The sequence below is a fragment of the Paenibacillus sp. FSL M7-0134 genome (genome assembly GCF_038007865.1).
Classification (GTDB): domain Bacteria; phylum Bacillota; class Bacilli; order Paenibacillales; family Paenibacillaceae; genus Paenibacillus; species Paenibacillus polymyxa_B.
Map to the genome: position 1 here is coordinate 1,685,800 of NZ_JBBOXV010000001.1, position 18,592 is coordinate 1,704,391.

Below are 18,592 nucleotides of genomic sequence, written 5' to 3' on the forward strand. Positions count from 1 at the left end.
GGCGTTTTTGTGTATTATTCCTATATATTATAAGTAGTTAGTTGAGTAATCATTAAGAATGGAAGGAGGAACCGGGCGAATGAAACCTTATGCGGAGGACTTGCAAAATCAGGAGAAGGCGCTGGAGAACATACGGCACAAATTAGCGTTACTGCCGGATGCATCAGGCTGTTACCTGATGAAGAATAGCGAAGGCACCATTATTTATGTCGGCAAGGCCAAAGTGTTGAAAAACCGGGTCCGTTCCTATTTTACAGGTAGCCATAACGGCAAGACGCAGCGACTGGTTTCCGATATCCGTGATTTTGAATATATCGTTACAGGCAGTAATATGGAGGCGCTCATTTTGGAGTGCAACCTCATTAAAAAGTACCAGCCGCGCTATAACGTGCTATTGAAGGATGATAAAACCTTTCCGTATTTGAAAATTACGAACGAGGCACACCCTAAGCTGGAGGTGACCCGTCGCGTTCTGAAAGATAAAGCAAAATATTTTGGACCGTACCCCAATTCCTACGCGGCACATCAGACGAAGAAGCTGCTGGATCGTATGTATCCGTTACGCAAGTGTGGTGTGATGCCCAAGGAAGTGTGCCTGTATTATCACATGCATCAATGTTTGGGGCCTTGTGTGAAAGAGGTGAAGAAGGAAACGTATGAGCAGATTGGTCAGGAGATTGGTTCCTTTTTGAGCGGGGGACATGAGGAAATTAAAAAGGATCTTCAGCGTAAAATGCAGGAGGCCGCAGAGGAATTGTATTTTGAGCGGGCCAAGGAGCTGCGAGATCAGATTATCAGCATCGACGCGATGATGGAAAAGCAGAAAATCACCACATCGGATGCGAAAGATCGAGATGTATTCGGTTTTTCAGTAGATAAGGGCTGGATGTGTGTACAAATCCTATATGTCCGCAAAGGTAAAATGATCGAGCGCCATATGTCGACTTTTCCTTTCTACGGTGAGGCTTACAGTGATTTTATGTCCTATGTGACGCAATATTATAGTGACAACCCAGCAGTGCCGCAGGAAATATTGCTGCCGGATTCTCCTAAGCTGATGCAGGCGGAACAGGTCAATGTCGATCAACCGGTTGCGGCAGAAACTGCACTTCACAGTGCACCTACAGCCGATGCTACCGGACAGACAGATGACAAAGCGATACAAACGGAGACAGAGCATTCTGCTGACTCATTGCTGGTGGCTGAAGAACGAGCAGCTTATGCAGCAGCAACGAATCAAGGTCAAGTTGGTGACCAAGATGCAGAGATAAAGGAAACAGAAACCCAACTATCCGGTGGACTGGAGGACCCAGCTACGGCGGCTCTCGCTCTGGCTGAATGGTTGGATGTTAAGGTACTTGTACCGCAGCGTGGACTGAAAAAGCAAATGACAGGCATGGCGACGGAAAATGCACGTGTTGCTTTGGATGAGAAGTTTAAGCTGATCGAGCGGGATGAGGAACGGACATCCAAAGCTGCAAGCAATCTCGGACGTGCCATTGGGCTGGATAGCTTGCACCGGGTGGAGGCGTTTGATAACTCCAACATCCAGGGTTCCGATCCAGTCTCCGCCATGATCGTGTTTATTGATGGCAAGCCTGCCAAGAAGGAGTATCGAAAATATAAGATCCGTTCTGTGCAGGGACCCGATGATTATGAAACGATGCGTGAGGTTATTCGGCGTAGATATGAACGTGTGCTTAAGGAAAATCTGGAACGTCCCGACTTGATCGTTGTGGATGGTGGACGTGGACAAATTAAGGCGGCGACCGATGTACTGCAAAATGAGCTGGGTTTGTTCATTCCTGTGTGTGGTCTGGTGAAGGATGCCAAACATAGAACTTCCCAACTATTAGTGGGAGAGTCCTCTGAGGCCGTGACACTTGCACGCAATAGCGAAGAATTTTATCTGCTGCAACGGATTCAGGACGAGGTTCACCGTTTTGCCATCACGTTCCACCGCGAGCAACGCGGCAAATCTATGGTGACTTCTCGGTTGGACTCTATTCCAGGCATCGGCGAGAAACGGCGTAAGTTACTGCTCAAGCATTTTGGATCACTCAAAAAAATAAGAGAGGCCAGCGTTGAAGAATTCCGGCCTCTCTCTATTGGGGATAAGCTTGCGCGTCAGATTATAGCTGCCCTTCGGGAGGAGGAGTCGTAGAATACGGCTCCTCTTTTTTAATAGGTTCAAACATAATTCGATTTGGCTTTTTAGGACTAAACCAATAAATGATGTAACCCACAATGGCTGGAAGTAAGATCCAGAATAGACCAGCGCTCACATTCACAGTGTCTCCCAGACTCATTACACTAAGCCCCATTAGAATGCTGTCAAAAATAACGTGGCTGAACATGGCGGCAATAAAACCGTAACGCAGGAACACAAAACTGAACAGCAAGCCAAGAAAAGTCAGCTCAATAGGTCTGGAAATCACCGGATAGATTGGATAAAGTGTATGTCCCAGTGCCCAAATCAGCGTGGTGATCAGACAAGCAACAAAAGTGTTTTTCACTATTTTTTTGACCATCGGAATACCAAACAGACGGTAGACAGTCTCTTCTCCAATACCTGCCATCCAGGCCATAATCGGCAGTAACCATGGATAAGCCATATTGTAAGGGGATTGCGTGGCATCTGTTGTGGAGAATGTATTAAATGTGCGCTCCAGTATAAAGAATAAGATGGATTGTACCCCGAGTAAAATAAAGGCCCACAAGTAGCCAACATACATACTGCGAAGCACATACAGCCCGTAGCCCGGCTCTTTCGCACGCGGCCATGCATTCAGTCCAACCTGACGCATAAGTCCGTCACCGCCGACCAAGGAGAAGTAGAGCGCTACTGCCATGAAGAAGGTAACACCAATCTGGAACACCATAAGAAATATAAGCATGCCCTTACCGCCTGCTTCTGCTTGCAATAAAGGTAGCATGTTCATTGTCCCAGCTATACTTGCAATAAAGTATATAACGGACAGAACAATGCCGCGTACAAATGAAGTATGTCGTCGGGTGAGTGACGCATACACAATGGCAAGAACACCCAGCACAAAGCTAAATAGGGCATAACCCGCATAGGTCATCCAATTCGCCCAAAATGTTTGCTTTTCGATATAATCGGTATAGGACGACGGGGCCGAAAAGCTTTGAGAGAAGGAGCGAACATCACCGTCTTCGAAAGTAAAAGCCAATGTAAGTACCGAGGCGCCGATTTTTTTATCGTCTACGGTATACTTTAATCCACCTTCTTTTTCAGTGGTGGCGAGCTTCAAGTCCGACGGCTTAAAACCAAAGCGCTTAACCCATACTGCGGCCGCCTGCTCCTTGGCTTCAAGCGTCATGCCGTCCTCAGCTACACGTATAAGCCTGTTACGTGCTTCTTCATCCGTAGAAATATCAGCCTGTGTGTAATTGGTACTGGAGGTGATCCGTTTAAAGCTAACGACCTTCCCAGTGGATAAATCCACATGAATTTGCAGTTTGCTTTTCGCTGAGGATTCAGGCAGATCAACCCGAAAGGTTTCGTAAGGGTAATTTTTCTTCCATGTACGGTCGTACTGTTGAAGCAGTTTTTCTCTAGATAAATAACCGTACAAATCTGTTTCGGCCTGATAGGTCACGACAGGCTCCTCTGACTGTGATTCAGTATAGCCCAACTCGGAGCGGGCAAAGTCCAATGCGTGTATGACCGCTTCTTGTTTGCTGATGACCTTTGCGTTCATTACTGATTCTGGACTCGGATTGCTAAGCGAGGGAATAAGCAATTGAAAGATAAAAAAGCAAATCAGGCCAATCCCGCCCAGCAAGCCTAATTTTTTGAAGTTGGCCGTGAGCACGACCGGTTTCCCGATAGGATTCATGAGTTTCCTCCTTAATCTGTAAATAAGAACATCCATTAAAGATATCATACTGCACAGGTTCCCGCCAACAGACCAGCGATATTCATGAAAATAGAGTGAAAGCACTTTAAAGTTCCAATAAAATAAGATAAGCTGCGATTAAACGATGCCCATTCGCAAAATAAAGCCAATTTCACGTTTTTTCGGCGAAATCGGTTTTGTGATCTGGATATAGAAGGATTATAATCTTGAGGCAATGCCTATAAAATACATAGGTAATGATATACAGTTGAGCCGAATTTCTATGAGAAAACGGGGGAACCATGTTACTGGGGTGAATTTTACAGCCGATCCTGCTGGATTGGATGTGTAAATAGGGCATACTGTGCTGCCCGAATCCGTCAGCTAACCTCGTAGGCTATGAGCAGGAACCAAGTCAGGCACTCGGTTTTCCGGTGTCTATTTTTGTGCGTATAAAAGTGTTTGGATTGGTTAGACCGCTGCGGGTGCAGATTATTCTTCCGATTGCTGTTATCCCCGGATTTTTTGATTGTATAACCCCTTTAATGGTTAAAATCCGGAGATAAAGGCAAACGCTTCGCTTCTTCAGAACAATTCTGCTCCCTTCGCTGCTGCCCGCCAATAGCACAGGGGGCAGAGTAGTGCTTGACATGCATTCTTCCTGTATTCAGGGAATGCTAATTATAGTTACTAAAGGTTTGGAAAAATCAAAAAAATTAGGGGCAACGACGATCGGAAGATCAAATGGAACGCGTAGCGGGCTTACACCGTTTTAAATCACTGTTTTTATAGTTTTAAGGATTAGGAGAGAAGTGATGAATAGATGAATCCCAATGCAAGCTGGCTCCGGCTTTCTCCACCGCAGATATTCGTTGCGGGTTTTGCCATTATCATTCTAATAGGTAGTTTATTGTTAATGCTGCCGATCTCCAATACAACAGGAAAGCCACTTGCGTTTATAGACGCTTTGTTTACTGCCGCTTCCGCGACCTGTGTTACAGGGCTTGTCGTAAAGGATACGGGGACCTTTTTTACAACCTTTGGTCAAGTTGTTATCGCTGCGCTCATTCAGATCGGCGGCCTGGGCTTTATGACTATGGCTACCTTGATCGCGCTGGTGTTCAAACGTCGGATTTCCTTACGGGAGCGCCTCATTTTACAGGAAGCGATGAATCAGACCTCTGTCGAAGGAATTGTCGGATTGATTCGTAAGGTGCTGCTGTACTCGCTGGTCATTGAGGGCGTATGTGCTGCAATATTTGCGATTCGCTGGTCGTTTGATATGCCTGTAGGCAGGGCGATTTATTTTGGGATTTGGCATGCCATCTCCATGTTTAACAATGCTGGTTTTGACTTATTCGGGCACTTTCGCAGCCTGACAGATTATGTATATGATCCGATTGTTAATTTTACAGCTATGTTCCTGATTATTTCAGGCGGCATTGGTTTTGTAGTGATGTCGGACCTGGCAGAATATCGCAAGCGCAAGAGACTTTCCTTGCATACTAAGGTGGTACTCAGCATGACGGGCGCTATGATTGTAGTCGGCACGCTCGTGATTTTTGTATTTGAGTTTACGAATCCAAAGACTCTTGGCTCGCTTGATTGGGGGGGGAAACTGCTGGGATCTTTATTCCAGTCCGTAACCCCTCGTACCGCAGGTGCCAATACACTGGACATTGCAGGCTTGCGGCAGGCTACGCAGTTTTTTATCATCATACTCATGTTTATCGGGGCTTCTCCTGGCTCTACTGGAGGCGGGATTAAGACCACAACATTCGCGCTGCTCATTGGAGCAGTGATTTCGATGCTACGGGGGCGTGAAGATATTGTGCTGTTCAGGTACCGACTTGCGCAGGGACGAATTTACAAGGCTTTGACCATTACACTGCTGGGGCTGCTGTTCGTGATCGGGGTGACCATGATTTTGTCGGCAACCGAAGATCATCATTTTCTGATGATCTTGTTCGAGACGGTGTCTGCGTTTGGTACAGTGGGGCTGTCGATAGGGCTTACACCTGATTTGACAGTCATAGGCAAGCTGGTGATTACCCTGACGATGTTTGCAGGTAGACTGGGGCCACTCACGCTAGCTTATGCACTGGGGCCGAAAAAGGGTAAAGAATTATATCGTCATCCGGAAGGCAAAATGATTATAGGATGAATCATTTCATGATATGTAGTATACATTTCGTGGGTTTAATTATTTCAGGATTTTTGTAAAATCCTCATTTATGAAATTGATTCAGATAAGGGAGTTTTCGAGTAGATATGAAAACGCAGCAGTTTGTAGTTATTGGCTTGGGACGGTTTGGCTCAAGCCTGGCTTTGCAATTGGTGGATATGGGGTGCGAGGTGCTAGGCATTGACCGGAATGAGGATGTTGTGGACAGTATGAGTGAGATGTTGACACATACTGTCGTTGCGGACGCTACCGATGAAGACTCATTGCGATCACTGGGCATCCGTAATTTCGATTGCGGCATTGTTGCTATTGGTGATGACATTCAGGTAAGCATCCTGACCGCCATTTTGCTGAAGGAGCTGGGTGTGAAAAAAGTCGTAGCCAAAGCCATATCTGTGCTGCACGGGCGTGCGTTAGAGAAGCTCGGTGTGGACCGGATCATTTATCCAGAACGGGATATGGGTATCCGGGTGGCTCATCAGCTAGTCACGCCTAATTTGCTCGATTATTTGGAGTTGTCCAAAGAATACAGTATTGTGGAACTCAATGTACCTGCATGTCTGAATGGCAAAACGCTAGCAGAGCTAAATGCCCGTACTCGCTTTGGTTGTAGTGTCGTGGCGCTTCATACGGCGAACGGTATCCTGATCGCACCGACGGCTATGGATCGGCTAAAAGCAGACGATATTATGGTCATCATCGGCTCGAATGACAATATCGGTCGCTTTGAGGATGAGGTTGTTAATGTCAATGAAGAGGGCTAAACCCTCTACACCATACGATAGCCTGCAAACGACGCACGTGTCTCGCTAATCCAGCGTCGTGCTGTCGGACCGAGATCGGTCGTCTCCGAGTAAATGAGGGAGGTCGTTCGGCGTGTCTCCTTCAAATCGGGCAAGTACAATGCAGTGAGTCCATTATCCCGTAATAGTTCGCTGCGCAAATAGGATTTGGGTAGCAAGGCGGAAGCCTTACAGGTTGGAAGCAGGCGTACAATTGCCTCGAAGGAGTCGATTTCCATGCGGATATCCGGCATGATGCCGCTGCGCTGGAATAAGTCATCCGTCAGACTGCGATACCAGGTTCCTTTGGAGAAAATAATCATCGGCAATCCTTGCAGGTCTTTCATCGAGGCCGTTTCTGTCTTGACGGTTAATTCATGTCCAATGGGAACAACAAGCTCCAAATGATCATCAAATAGCGGAATGCAACGCAGTCCGGCTTCATGAATGGCAGACCCGACAATACCGGCGTCTGCTTTTTTATCACGTACAAAGGCGACGATTTCATGGGTTTTACCGGTGAGCAGCTTCAGCTCGGTTTGAGGATGCTTGCTCATGAAAGCTTCGACGAGGGTAGGCAGCGTCGTTTGGAGTGTCGTGAGGCTTGCGCCGAGTGTAAGCATACTCTGGGCTTCATTTTTGTGCTGGGACAGCTTTTGTAAAAAGCGAAGCTGTCGTTGCCGTTGCTCTAGTGCGAATGTATAAACAAATCGGCCAGTGGACGTAATTTCGAGCCGTTTGCCCCGACGATCAAAGAGATTCACACCCAGCTGTTCCTCCAGCTTGGCAATTTTGCGAGACAGGGCAGGTTGGGACAGATTCAGCAGTTTGGAGGCTTTATTCAGGCTGGACTGCTCGACAATGACGGCAAAAGCGTTCAAATCCTCAAACAAATCATCCACTTCCTCTCTATATGCAAAAAAGACATAATAATTAATACGTATATTGCAATTCCATTATAAGCCGAAAAGGAGTAACATGAAAGCGACACAAGATGTTCACACTTTTGTTTTTCCTTATAAGGGACACCTTGTTGGACATTTCCTGTCGGGAACTGTCATTTTATATGTTATATTACTATTGAAAACGCTATTATTGGGAGAAGGGAGCATGACCTAGATGAGAGGATTTTATTCCAGAAAGCTGCATTCGCTTCTTGGCGTCATTCCGTTGGCTCTATTTTTTGTTGAGCATTTGGTGACGAACTTCACAGCGGTGGAGGGCGGCAAGGAAGGATTTAATCGCAGCGTGGCCTTCCTGAATGGTTTGCCGCTGGTTATTGTGCTAGAAACGTTATTCATCTACTTGCCATTACTGTTCCACGGGATTTATGGCTTGTATATCGCTTATCAGGCTGACCCGAATGTCAAAAGGTTCGGCTATTCACGTAACTGGCGCTTTCTGTTCCAGCGTATTTCTGGCGTCATTACATTTGTATTTATTATCTGGCACGTATACGACACACGCTTTCAGGTAGCTCTGGGTAAAGTAACTCATGAGGAGCTAGGCGGCGTTATGCATGGCATTGTGACGAACCCGGTTTATTTCATTTTGTATTTAATCAGTGTCGTTTCGGCATCCTTTCACTTTGCTAACGGACTGTGGGCATTTATGGTCAGTTGGGGGATTACTGTGGGACCGCGTGCGCAAAAAGTATCTTCTTATATCTGTATGACCCTGTTCGTGGTGGTGTCTATCGGCTTCATCGCTTCCCTGCTTGCATTCCGCAGCGCGGAATTTCAGGAAACGGCAACTGCCTTGGTGCAATGCAGCGCTTTTAAACAGCTACTGTAAATGAGTCATATCCATTATACATCGTGTTGAGATTCTATTTTTAAACGTAAAAGGGGATTTGGTTAAAATCCTGAAAAAAAGGAGTGAGCAGAAATGGCAGCATCCAACATTATTGTCGTGGGCGGCGGTCTGGCAGGTCTAATGGCTACGATCAAGGCGGCAGAGGCGGGAGTTCACGTTCATTTATTTTCTTTGGTTCCGGTCAAAAGGTCCCACTCCGTTTGTGCTCAAGGCGGCATCAATGGTGCGGTAAATACCAAGGGTGAGGGAGACTCACCCTGGATTCACTTTGATGATTCGGTCTATGGCGGGGACTTTCTGGCCAACCAGCCTCCGGTAAAAGCGATGTGCGAAGCGGCTCCAGGGATCATTCATCTCATGGACCGCATGGGCGTCATGTTTAACCGGACACCGGAAGGACTGCTGGACTTCCGTCGCTTCGGCGGTACCCAGCATCATCGGACCGCCTTTGCTGGCGCGACGACAGGACAGCAGCTTCTGTACGCTCTCGATGAGCAGGTACGGCGCTGGGAATCTGCTGGTTTGGTGACCAAGTATGAAAATTGGGAGTTTTTACAGGCTGTACTGGATGATGAAGGCATCTGTCGAGGGATTTGCGGGCAGGATTTGCGTACGATGGAAGTGAAGACTTTTGCAGCGGATGCAGTTATTTTGGCGTCTGGTGGCCCCGGGATTATTTTCGGTAAAACCACGAATTCCGTCATTAATACGGGCACAGCTGCTGGTGCGGTGTATCAGCAAGGCGTACGCTATGCGAACGGTGAGTTTATCCAGATTCATCCGACGGCTATACCAGGGGATGACAAGCTGCGTCTCATGTCCGAGTCGGCACGGGGAGAGGGCGGTCGTATTTGGACGTATAAGGACGGTAAGCCATGGTATTTCCTCGAAGAAAAGTATCCGGCTTACGGAAATCTGGTCCCTCGCGATATTGCAACACGTGAAATATTCAGTGTATGCGTTGATGATGGACTGGGTATTAATGGCGAGAACATGGTCTACCTCGATCTGTCCCACAAGGACCCGAAAGAGCTGGATGTAAAGCTGGGCGGCATTATTGAAATCTATGAAAAATTCGTCGGTGACGATCCGCGCAAAATCCCGATGAAAATATTCCCGGCTGTTCATTATTCAATGGGCGGCATGTGGGTCGATTACAATCAGATGACGAATATACCGGGCTTGTTCGCGGCTGGTGAGTGTGAATTCCAATATCACGGTGCGAACCGTTTGGGTGCGAACTCGTTGCTGTCAGCCATTTACGGCGGGATGGTAGCTGGACCTAAGGCTGTGGAATATATCAAAGGCTTGAAAAAATCTGCACAGGATATAGCTACTTCCGTATTTGATGCGGCAGTGAATCAGCAGACGGAGAAGTATGAGCGTATTTTGCATATGGACGGAAAAGAAAATGCTTATGTTCTTCATAAAGAGCTGGGCGAGTGGATGACGAACAACATGACTGTGGTTCGTTATAATGACAAGCTGGAAGCTACGATCCACAAGATCAAGGAGCTGAAGGAGCGTTACTCTAACATTAACATCAATGACGCTTCGCGCTGGAACAATGCGGGTGCGGCGTTTACACGGCAACTGTGGAATATGATGGAGCTGGCCGAAGCGATGACCAAAGGTGCGCTATTGCGCAACGAAAGCCGCGGGGCCCATTACAAACCAGACTTCCCGGATCGCAACGATGAGGATTTCCTGAAAACGACGATTGCGGACTGGACACCGGAAGGACCACAAATCTCGTATGAAGCGGTGGATGTTTCGCTGATCAAGCCGCGTATTCGGGATTATTCCAAGAACAAATAACGGAAGGGAGTGTATTTAGATGTCGGAGCAAGCAGTGAAGTCGAATAAAACAGTGAAGTTCGTTGTGACCCGTCAAGCTGATCCTAAAGCCAGTTCCTATACGGAAGAATTCGAATTGGCTTATCGTCCGGGGATGAATGTGATTAGCGCGCTGATGGAAATTCAGCGTAACCCGGTGGACAGCCACGGTAAAGAGACGGCTCCGGTGTGCTGGGAGTCGAATTGCCTGGAGGAAGTATGCGGAGCATGCTCCATGGTGATTAACGGCAAGCCGCGTCAGGCCTGTGCAGCGCTCGTCGATAAGCTGGAGCAGCCAATTACGATCGCGCCGATGAGCACGTTCCCGGTAGTTCGGGATTTGGTCATCGACCGCAGCCGGATGTTTAATGCGCTCAAGAAGGTCAAAGCGTGGATTCCGATTGACGGTACCTACGATCTGGGTCCTGGTCCTAGAATGGCAGAGAAAAAGCGTCAGTGGGCGTATGAGCTGTCCAAGTGCATGACCTGCGGTGTCTGCCTGGAAGCTTGCCCGAACGTCAACGAGAAGACGACGTTCATCGGACCTGCGGCGATTTCTCAGGTTCGCCTGTTCAACAGCCATCCGACAGGGGAAATGAATCAGGAAGAGCGGCTGGAGGCGTTGATGACGGACGACGGGCTGGAAGGGTGCGGGAACTCGCAAAACTGCGTACGCTCTTGCCCGAAAGGCATTCCGTTGACAACTTCTATTGCCGAAATGAACAAGGAAACGACCAAGCATATGTTCAAGCGCTGGCTGACTGTATAGCACTAGACAGCGAATAGGTTATGCACAAACAGGCTTTTTCTCAAACTGGAGAAAGCCTGTTTTTTTGCGCTCAGGAATGATGGAGGGTAACATGGAGAAAGGAGCGCGGGATAGCAGTTATGGTATAATTATGGTATTGTGTATCGTTTTTGGTGAAAAGGAGGCTGGACAGGTGACTGTGCAACCGATAACGAATCGACCTGTCACTAGGTCGGATGTAATGAAGGGATTACAGGATCTGGGAGTTCGGAGCGGCATGACATTGCTTGTTCACTCGTCGATGCGCAGCTTTGGACGCTTTGTTCCAGGCGGGGCCTCGGCCATTCTTGCCGCGCTAACCGAAGCGGTTGGCACGGAAGGGACGCTGGTAATGCCGACACAGTCTCATGACATGACTGATCCCTCGACTTGGATGAACCCGCCTCTGGATGAGTCATGGTGGGAACTGGTACGCGAGGAAATGCCCGCTTATGATCCGGCCTGGACGCTGACCGGAGGGATGGGCGTCATTGTAGAAACGTTCCGTGGTCTGCCAGGAACCAAGCGCAGCGGACATCCGCATGTTTCTCTGGCGGCACGTGGACCTGCTGCTTCAGACTTGCTGGAAGCGCATGAGCTTGATTTTGGGCTGGGTGAGCATTCGCCCTTGGCAAAGCTGTATGATGCAGATGCCTATGTACTGCTGTTGGGCTGCGAACATGACAGCAACACGTCCTTGCATTTGGCGGAATATCGAACAGCCTATAATGGACGAGAAGTGATCACGCATCAAGCTCCTATGATGGTGGATGGAGCAAAAGCGTGGGTATCTTTTCAGGATTTTAATATTACCTCAGATGACTTTGAGAAGCTGGGACTTGATTTTGAACGGGACTGTCCCTCAGCCTTTACGCGGGTGAACATTGGGGAGGCTTCATGTTTTTTCGCGAGGCAACGTGATTTGGTAGACTATGCGGAGCAGTGGTTGTCCAACTACCGCTAAAGCTTCTGGACAGTAAGAATTTCTAAAAAGTGAGATCAAGGAATAGATTGCAGGGGGGAATGCATATGGAGAAGACGCCGCACACCCGCCGCGAGAGTCAGGATGGCCCGCATCAGGGGTCCGCTATCCCTCCCGGTTCTTCGCGGCGTTCCATTTCAAATGAACCAGCCAATCCTTCGCGCCGCCATTTTTTGAAAAAAGCGGCTTTAGCCACAGCCGGAACCGCGCTTCTGGCTGGAGGATATGCTTCCTTATGGGAGCCTAATCATTTGGAAATTACACGCTTCAACTTGTTTCTCCCTCGTCTTCCGTCTGCTTTTGACGGAATCAGGGTCGTACATTTTAGTGATGTGCACTTGGGTTTTCACATGGATGAGCAGGATCTACGCGAGCTTGCGGACCGTATAGCAGGTCTGAAGCCAGATTTGCTCTGTTTTACAGGCGATATTGTGGATGACTATGCAGTATCCATGAAGGCTGCTGTTCCAGTTATGGCTTCTATGCACGCCACACTTGGCAAATTTGCTATTCTGGGCAATCATGATTATAGAGGCTTACCAGCCGGAGTACAGGAATTGTATCCGAAAACCGGGTTTACGTTGCTGAGAAACGAGCATGCGATTGTAGAGCTTGCGGGACAGCGTGTAGCCTTGGTCGGTTTAGAGGATAACATCATGGGCAAGCCCAATCCGCAGCGCGCCATTCACGGACTACCTGATGAGATGTGCAAGCTCCTGCTGATGCATGAGCCGGACTATGCAGATGTGGCGGCGCAAATGTCCTTTGATCTTCAACTGTCAGGGCATACGCATGGAGGACAGGTACGCTTGCCGGTCATTGGAGCGCCGATGCCGCCTCCGGGTGGACGCAAGTACATCCAGGGATTATTTCATGTGGGAACGGAGAGAATGCCGCTGTATGTCAGCCGAGGCATTGGCATGACACATCTGCCGATTCGCGTGCTGTGCAGACCGGAGCTTAGTGTCATTACGTTAAAATCCGGCCAATAGGCCATGATCTTTTTTTCATCTTTATCATATATGTTGGAACTACATAAAGATGGCTCGAATGTAGTGTAGAGTGTAGTCGTTTCGGACAAAGGAGTGAGGTTCAGATGGATCGTATTGCTGTCATTTCAGATATTCATGGCAATTGGCCTGCCTGTGAGGCGGTGCTGGAGGATATTGCTTCCCGAGGCATTAGCCGTGTGTTTTGTTTGGGGGATCTGATCGGCAAAGGGCCTAGCCCGTGCGAGGTTCTGGATGCTGTCCGTCAACGTTGTGAAGTGGTCGTGCGGGGGAATTGGGATGAGCTGGTTAGTATTACGGATGATCTCAATTTTAGCTGGCAAGCCGAACGCTTGGGGGCAGAACGAGTGCAGTATTTGGCACAGTTACCGTTTCATTATGATTTCAGAATGAGCGGACGCCGTATCCGTCTGGTGCATGCCTCGCCGCAAAGTGTATATCACCGTGTGCAGCCATGGGATGAGCCGGAAAAACGGCTTGCCATGTTCGATCCGTTAGCAGAAGAAAATGGAAAAGTTGTTTTTGCTCCGGATGTCGTGGGATATGGTGATGTGCACAATGCTTTTATCCAGCATTTTCAGGGAAAAACACTTTTTAACGTCGGTAGTGTCGGGAATCCGTTGGATGTTACGCAGGCTTCCTACTGCATTTTAGAGGGGGAGATGGGAGAGGAGCAGCCTACGTCCTTCTCCATTCATTTTGTACGTGTACCTTATGATATAGAACTGGCGGTAAAACAAGCGGAGGAAGCTGCTGTACCTTCTTTGCCGTATTATATTCGAGAGCTGCGCACAGGAATTTACCGGGGGATTCAGGACCTGGATTAAGTATGGAAACATTCATTTCTAAAAGCCAATCCATCCGCAGGAGGGGACATTGTGCTGACCAGAGAAATGCTTCGTCTTGGGCTACCGGAGCTTTACGCCCGTCGAGTCCGATTGCGCCAGCTAAGAGCAGAGGATTATCCCGCGCTGGAACGGATCCTATCCGATCCATTGGTGATCCAATATGTGAATCGAATTCGCAAGCCAGTCTATACACGAATGCGGCGTCTGGTTGCGCAAATTAAAGTATCTGCTGATTCACTAGATTCCCTGCATTTTGCGGTGGAATGGCATCAGAGAAATACAGGAGAAAGCAATTTACTTGGTGAGTCCAATGAGCCTACCTCCTCACCGTTGCTCGGTATCGTCTCTTTTCAGCAATGGAATGAAAGAACGGGTGAGGCGCAATTGGGCTATATTTTGGATCGTCCTTTTTGGGGACAGGGGCTGGCTACAGAAATGGTAGGAGAAATGCTGAATTTTGGTTTCGGATCTTTGAAGCTCAAGCGGATCGAAAGTCGTTGCCAAGAGGATAATCAGGCTTCCATGCGCGTGCTTATTAAAAATAAGATGCGCCTGCTGCGTACAATTGGTGCTTATGATCCCTCAGGCGAGGTACCGAGTGTATTGGTATTTTCGATGACCCAAGGGGATTATGCGTAGAAATGGCAGTGGAATATTTTGTTACAAAGATGAAATATAACTGCAAAACAACTCTAACACAGGACGGGTACAATACAGACATGACCCCCTTTTGAATAATATATGTTGCTGGGCCCGATGATTCGGGTCCTCTTTTTTTGTTATCCTATAGTTAGAACCGAACAGGAAAGAAGGGCTGGCATTGGCTTTGAATATATGGAGTGCAGACATTCATCATTTATTTGACCAATTCACTGAGCTTGTGGATGGTCATATTCATCATAAAAAATCGGAGCAACAACTCACGATTCCCCCGCATATAGGTAAGGGAAGTATGACTCGCACACGGATTCGTCCAGGTATGGAAATCGTGGTCACGGATCTCACCTTTGAACAGAATATGAAGCTTCATATTCAGGAGGCTTGTCCGCTCTTTGAACTCAGCTATTGCTTAAATGGTGAAATATACTGTGAATGGAACGGCAAAGAAAGTCATACCAATCGGTTGACCGGGAATGTTTTATATTTAGAGGATGAACTGGTTTATGAGGAAAAGAAGGCAGGCGTTCACCACCAAATGGTGGAAATAAGGTGTTCTCCCCAAGAACTATTTTCTTACGCCGGAGATATTGCAGAAAAGCATAGCATAGAAACATGGTTACAACGTTACAAAGGGAATATTGACGCCTACGCGGATACGCCCGCCATGCACAGGTGTGTTTATGACATGATACATTGTAACTACAATGGGACGATGAAACGGTTATACATGGAAAGTAAGGCAATGGAGTTTATTGCATTGTTTGGGGAGATGGATGGACATGTAACAAGGGGGACAAGCCATTTTATAAGTCGTGAAGATATTTCAAAGCTCCATAAGGCTCGTGAATTCGTCATTCTTCATTTTGAGCACCCCCTGTCGATTCAAGCGTTGGCCCGAAAGGTTGGGCTTAATGAATTCAAGCTAAAGAAAGGATTCCCCCATTTATTCGGAATGACTATTTTTGAAATGGTGCGTAAGCAAAGAATGGAAAAAGCTCTCTGGTACTTGGAAGTTGAACAATTAAACATTGGAGAGACGGCATTTTCAATCGGGTACAGCAACGCCAGTAATTTTACGACAACCTTTCGAAAGTATTATGGTTGTAATCCTAGCGAATATATCAAAAAAATACGTAATCCAGATACATTTACGAATAAATTTTAATGAAACAATCCTTCAAGCATGTCCATCATGTTTGGAGGATTTTTTATTGGTGCTCCTTCTATAGGGATAGAAAATACCTTTGCAGGTAGAGACCCCCTTGCTTTATAGATGATAATGGTTATCAGTTGAGATGAGAAATGAAAAGATTAAAGATGCCCATTATAGGTTGGAGGAACTACAATGAAAGATCGTTTTGCCATAGCCATGACTAATCCTCAAGCAGTACAGCAGGTAGATTCGCGTCGCTGGTACGCATTAGCTCTGATTTTACTTCCTACTTTATTAATTTCACTGAACAACTATATGATGCAGGTTGCCCTTCCGATGATGCAGGCGGACCTGCATGCCAGTTTTTCAGAGGCACAGCTCATATTTACGGGATATTCTCTGGGATTGGCTGTGGCCTTGATATTGGGCGGCAAACTTGGAGATATGTATGGTAGAAGACGCATGTTATGTATCGGGGTGTTGGGGTTTACATTGATGGCTCTGTTAGGGGGGATCGTATCGCAGCCTACGTTAATCATTATGATTCGTGTGCTTCAAGGGATATCAGCTGCCATGATTCAACCCCAGGTTCTATCTATCATGCAAAGCAGCTTTCTTCCCAAAGAGAAGGGACTGGTATTTGCAATTTACGGAGCTATCATTGGGGTTGGATTTACACTTGGTTTAATTCTGGGTGGATTTTTGGTAGACTGGAACCTTTTCGGCCTGGGCTGGCACATCATTTTCTTTTTTAATGTCCCCTTTGGGCTGTTAGTGTTACTCTTTTGTCCTATTATTACGGAATCCTATGGCAGATCCGTGCCGAATATGGATTGGGGTGGGGCTTTTCTGTTGCTTCTTGGTTTAATGCTGTTTGTCTATCCGTTGACAACCGGGCAAAAGCAGGGCTGGGCTTTATGGACATGGGGGTGTCTGCTGTTGTCCATTCTGGTTTTGGTTGCTTTTATAGTTACGCAAATGGGAAAAGAAAAGAGGGAAGGCTCGCCTTTTATTCGTCTATCTATATTTAGAAAGAGTTCATTCGGCGCAGGGATATTGACGGTAATTGTCATCTATCTTAGTATGTTTTCGTTCTTCTTTATTTTAAATTATTATGTACAATCCGGTTTGAAATACAGTGTTCGATCCACAAGCATGGTCTTTTTGCCGCTTGGTGTTGGCTTTTTCCTCACCTCATTATGGTCGTCCAGGCTAGTAAAGAAGTGGGGGAGCAAGGTGTTGAAATCAGGTATGCTAATCATGGGGATTTGTAGCTTTCTGCTCATTGGATCGTTACATCTAGATGCAATCCATTTATGTCATATTCAAAATATCACGATACTAGGTGTATATGGTCTGGGTCTCGGGATGGCCACAACGCCACTGGCCCATGTTGTCCTTGGGGCTGTATCGGCTGAAGAGGCAGGAACGGGTTCAGGCTTGTTTACGACCTTTATGTACTTGGCTAATTCGTTGGGTGTCGCTTTGATCGGTATCTTGTTCTCTTCCTCGCTCAATCACACACTTTCAGAAGCTAATCTGTCAGATTATATCAGAGCATTCTCTATTTCTGTGGCAGTGAGTGGAGTTCTTGCCTTGGCTGGACTCATTTGCATTTCATTTTGTTACAAAGATGAAACATAACTGCAAAGTTACTTTAACATAGAGTGGGTACAACATAGATATGACCCCCTTTGAATTATATATATTGCTGGGACCCGAAGCTTCGGGTCCTCTTTTTTTATGATTTTAGGAACGGTTCAGGCTGGTTATCAGCTCTGGAAGCCATTCATTTAGGGAGAGAAATGAGTACCCCTCTGACTGAGCTTTGGACGTATCCATGTACCACGATTGTGTAATACCGAATGGAGACATGTGCTCGTCTGCTGTTTTTTCTTTCACCACAGCTTGTTTTCCCGTTGCCTGCTCAATGATCGAAATGATCTCCCCAATCCTCACTGTACCGTCGGAGCAAGCATTTACAGGACCTGTTAAATAAGTGTGACCGAGCCAAAGCAGAAAATCTGCGGCTTCATCGGAACGAATAAATGAGATTTGTGCTGTGGAATTAGGTATTCCGATTTCTGTTCCTTCACGAACATGTTCGATATGAAAATGAAGCCTTTTCGTATAATCATCTGTTCCCAATACAATCGGAAAACGAACAGCGACTACAGGGAATGTAGCTTGTTGCATAAAAACTGCTTCTGCCTGCCGTTTAGCCTCCTGATATGTAAAATCGTCTTTCCCGCCCTTGCGAACCGGGTAAGTTTGAGGATCAAAGATGCTCTCTGTCAGCACTTCCGGGCTCGAATCATAGACGGATAGGCTGGAGGTCACAATATACCTCTTGGCTTTAGCATCAAAAATGCGGCAGGCTTCGCTGGCTTCATCTGGAGAAAAGCAAATATTATCATAAACAACATCCCACACTTGCTCACCTACCGCTTCAGCGAGCGCTTGCCGGTCGGTACGGTCTGCACAGATCCGCTGAACGCGGTCACCAAACGAATCGTTTGTTTGGCCTCGTGTGAGGATGGTAACCGAGTTCTCGGAACTCTCCAGCAGACGTTCCACCAGTCTCTTGCCAAAAAAGCGCGTTCCACCCAATACAAGTACCTTTCTCATACTTTATCACTCCTTCGGAATGGTTTTCATAGATCAGGATTTT

At 47.1% G+C, this 18,592-nt stretch carries 15 protein-coding genes and 1 riboswitch; of the genes, 12 read left to right on the plus strand and 3 right to left on the minus strand.

Annotated elements, in window-relative coordinates; all coding sequences use genetic code 11:
- Positions 1-79 precede the first annotated feature (79 nt).
- Positions 80-2,164 (plus strand): excinuclease ABC subunit UvrC, encoded by a 2,085-nt coding sequence (gene uvrC / locus NSQ58_RS07500; protein ID WP_341057110.1) that lies wholly within the window; start codon positions 80-82, stop codon positions 2,162-2,164.
- Here the strand turns inward: uvrC and NSQ58_RS07505 are convergent.
- Complete coding sequence (locus tag NSQ58_RS07505) at positions 2,133-3,863, minus strand: CPBP family intramembrane glutamic endopeptidase (protein ID WP_341057111.1); 1,731 nt, start codon at positions 3,861-3,863, stop codon at positions 2,133-2,135. The two genes, uvrC and NSQ58_RS07505, sit on opposite strands and share 32 nt — an antisense overlap.
- Positions 3,864-4,124: 261 nt before the next feature.
- Positions 4,125-4,277: riboswitch (cyclic di-AMP (ydaO/yuaA leader) on the plus strand.
- A 409-nt stretch (positions 4,278-4,686) separates the two neighbouring features.
- Between NSQ58_RS07505 and NSQ58_RS07510 the strand changes: the two genes are divergently transcribed.
- Together NSQ58_RS07510 and NSQ58_RS07515 are read left to right on the plus strand one after the other, a co-directional pair.
- Positions 4,687-6,027, plus strand: a complete 1,341-nt coding sequence (locus tag NSQ58_RS07510; RefSeq protein WP_341057112.1) for a TrkH family potassium uptake protein — start codon at positions 4,687-4,689, stop codon at positions 6,025-6,027.
- A gap of 107 nt (positions 6,028-6,134) precedes the next feature.
- On the plus strand, positions 6,135-6,812 hold the full coding sequence (locus NSQ58_RS07515; RefSeq protein WP_023990146.1) for a potassium channel family protein: 678 nt from the start codon (positions 6,135-6,137) through the stop codon (positions 6,810-6,812).
- A gap of 5 nt (positions 6,813-6,817) precedes the next feature.
- On the opposite strand, the gene NSQ58_RS07520 is transcribed toward NSQ58_RS07515, so the two are convergent.
- Entirely contained in the window at positions 6,818-7,723 is a 906-nt protein-coding gene (locus tag NSQ58_RS07520; protein WP_103744847.1) for a LysR family transcriptional regulator, read from the minus strand.
- 226 nt (positions 7,724-7,949) lie between these two features.
- Here NSQ58_RS07520 and NSQ58_RS07525 point away from each other — a divergent pair, with 226 nt between their 5' ends.
- The 9 genes from NSQ58_RS07525 to NSQ58_RS07565 all read left to right on the plus strand — a co-directional run bounded on the left by NSQ58_RS07525 (position 7,950) and on the right by NSQ58_RS07565 (position 17,565).
- Positions 7,950-8,624 (plus strand): succinate dehydrogenase cytochrome b558 subunit, encoded by a 675-nt coding sequence (locus tag NSQ58_RS07525; RefSeq protein ID WP_023990144.1) that lies wholly within the window; start codon positions 7,950-7,952, stop codon positions 8,622-8,624.
- Between the two features lie 93 nt (positions 8,625-8,717).
- Positions 8,718-10,463, plus strand: a complete 1,746-nt coding sequence (sdhA, locus tag NSQ58_RS07530) for a succinate dehydrogenase flavoprotein subunit (protein ID WP_013311796.1) — start codon at positions 8,718-8,720, stop codon at positions 10,461-10,463.
- Positions 10,464-10,482: 19 nt separating this feature from the next.
- Entirely contained in the window at positions 10,483-11,250 is a 768-nt protein-coding gene (gene sdhB, locus NSQ58_RS07535; protein WP_023990143.1) for a succinate dehydrogenase iron-sulfur subunit, read from the plus strand.
- A gap of 172 nt (positions 11,251-11,422) precedes the next feature.
- Positions 11,423-12,232, plus strand: a complete 810-nt coding sequence (locus NSQ58_RS07540; RefSeq protein WP_076295621.1) for an aminoglycoside N(3)-acetyltransferase — start codon at positions 11,423-11,425, stop codon at positions 12,230-12,232.
- Between the two features lie 65 nt (positions 12,233-12,297).
- The gene (locus NSQ58_RS07545; protein ID WP_076295555.1) at positions 12,298-13,242 is read left to right on the plus strand and encodes a metallophosphoesterase; all 945 of its coding nucleotides are present in this window, start codon (positions 12,298-12,300) and stop codon (positions 13,240-13,242) included.
- Positions 13,243-13,346: 104 nt separating this feature from the next.
- Complete coding sequence (locus NSQ58_RS07550; protein WP_023990140.1) at positions 13,347-14,087, plus strand: metallophosphoesterase family protein; 741 nt, start codon at positions 13,347-13,349, stop codon at positions 14,085-14,087.
- Positions 14,088-14,138: 51 nt separating this feature from the next.
- Entirely contained in the window at positions 14,139-14,747 is a 609-nt protein-coding gene (locus tag NSQ58_RS07555) for a GNAT family N-acetyltransferase (protein WP_068941827.1), read from the plus strand.
- A 181-nt stretch (positions 14,748-14,928) separates the two neighbouring features.
- Positions 14,929-15,933 carry an AraC family transcriptional regulator gene (locus NSQ58_RS07560; RefSeq protein WP_068941825.1) on the plus strand — a complete coding sequence of 335 codons (1,005 nt, stop codon included), beginning with the start codon at positions 14,929-14,931 and terminating at the stop codon, positions 15,931-15,933.
- Positions 15,934-16,113: 180 nt separating this feature from the next.
- Positions 16,114-17,565: an MFS transporter gene (locus tag NSQ58_RS07565; RefSeq protein WP_075154711.1), complete on the plus strand. Its 1,452-nt coding sequence runs from the start codon at positions 16,114-16,116 to the stop codon at positions 17,563-17,565.
- 105 nt (positions 17,566-17,670) lie between these two features.
- Here NSQ58_RS07565 and NSQ58_RS07570 read toward each other — a convergent pair whose 3' ends face one another.
- Complete coding sequence (locus tag NSQ58_RS07570; protein ID WP_341057113.1) at positions 17,671-18,549, minus strand: NAD-dependent epimerase/dehydratase family protein; 879 nt, start codon at positions 18,547-18,549, stop codon at positions 17,671-17,673.
- Positions 18,550-18,592 lie beyond the last annotated feature (43 nt).

Excerpts from the sequence above, each read along its gene's own strand:
- NSQ58_RS07550 (WP_023990140.1), top strand. The coding sequence starts at position 13,347 with ATGGATCGTATTGCTGTCATTTCAGATATTCATGGCAATTGGCCTGCC.
- NSQ58_RS07545 (WP_076295555.1), top strand. The coding sequence starts at position 12,298 with ATGGAGAAGACGCCGCACACCCGCCGCGAGAGTCAGGATGGCCCGCAT.
- NSQ58_RS07525 (WP_023990144.1), top strand. The coding sequence starts at position 7,950 with ATGAGAGGATTTTATTCCAGAAAGCTGCATTCGCTTCTTGGCGTCATT.
- NSQ58_RS07505 (WP_341057111.1), bottom strand. The coding sequence starts at position 3,863 with ATGAATCCTATCGGGAAACCGGTCGTGCTCACGGCCAACTTCAAAAAA.
- NSQ58_RS07570 (WP_341057113.1), bottom strand. The coding sequence starts at position 18,549 with ATGAGAAAGGTACTTGTATTGGGTGGAACGCGCTTTTTTGGCAAGAGA.
- sdhB (WP_023990143.1), top strand. The coding sequence starts at position 10,483 with ATGTCGGAGCAAGCAGTGAAGTCGAATAAAACAGTGAAGTTCGTTGTG.
- sdhA (WP_013311796.1), top strand. The coding sequence starts at position 8,718 with ATGGCAGCATCCAACATTATTGTCGTGGGCGGCGGTCTGGCAGGTCTA.
- NSQ58_RS07515 (WP_023990146.1), top strand. The coding sequence starts at position 6,135 with ATGAAAACGCAGCAGTTTGTAGTTATTGGCTTGGGACGGTTTGGCTCA.
- uvrC (WP_341057110.1), top strand. The coding sequence starts at position 80 with ATGAAACCTTATGCGGAGGACTTGCAAAATCAGGAGAAGGCGCTGGAG.
- NSQ58_RS07565 (WP_075154711.1), top strand. The coding sequence starts at position 16,114 with ATGAAAGATCGTTTTGCCATAGCCATGACTAATCCTCAAGCAGTACAG.
- NSQ58_RS07510 (WP_341057112.1), top strand. The coding sequence starts at position 4,687 with ATGAATCCCAATGCAAGCTGGCTCCGGCTTTCTCCACCGCAGATATTC.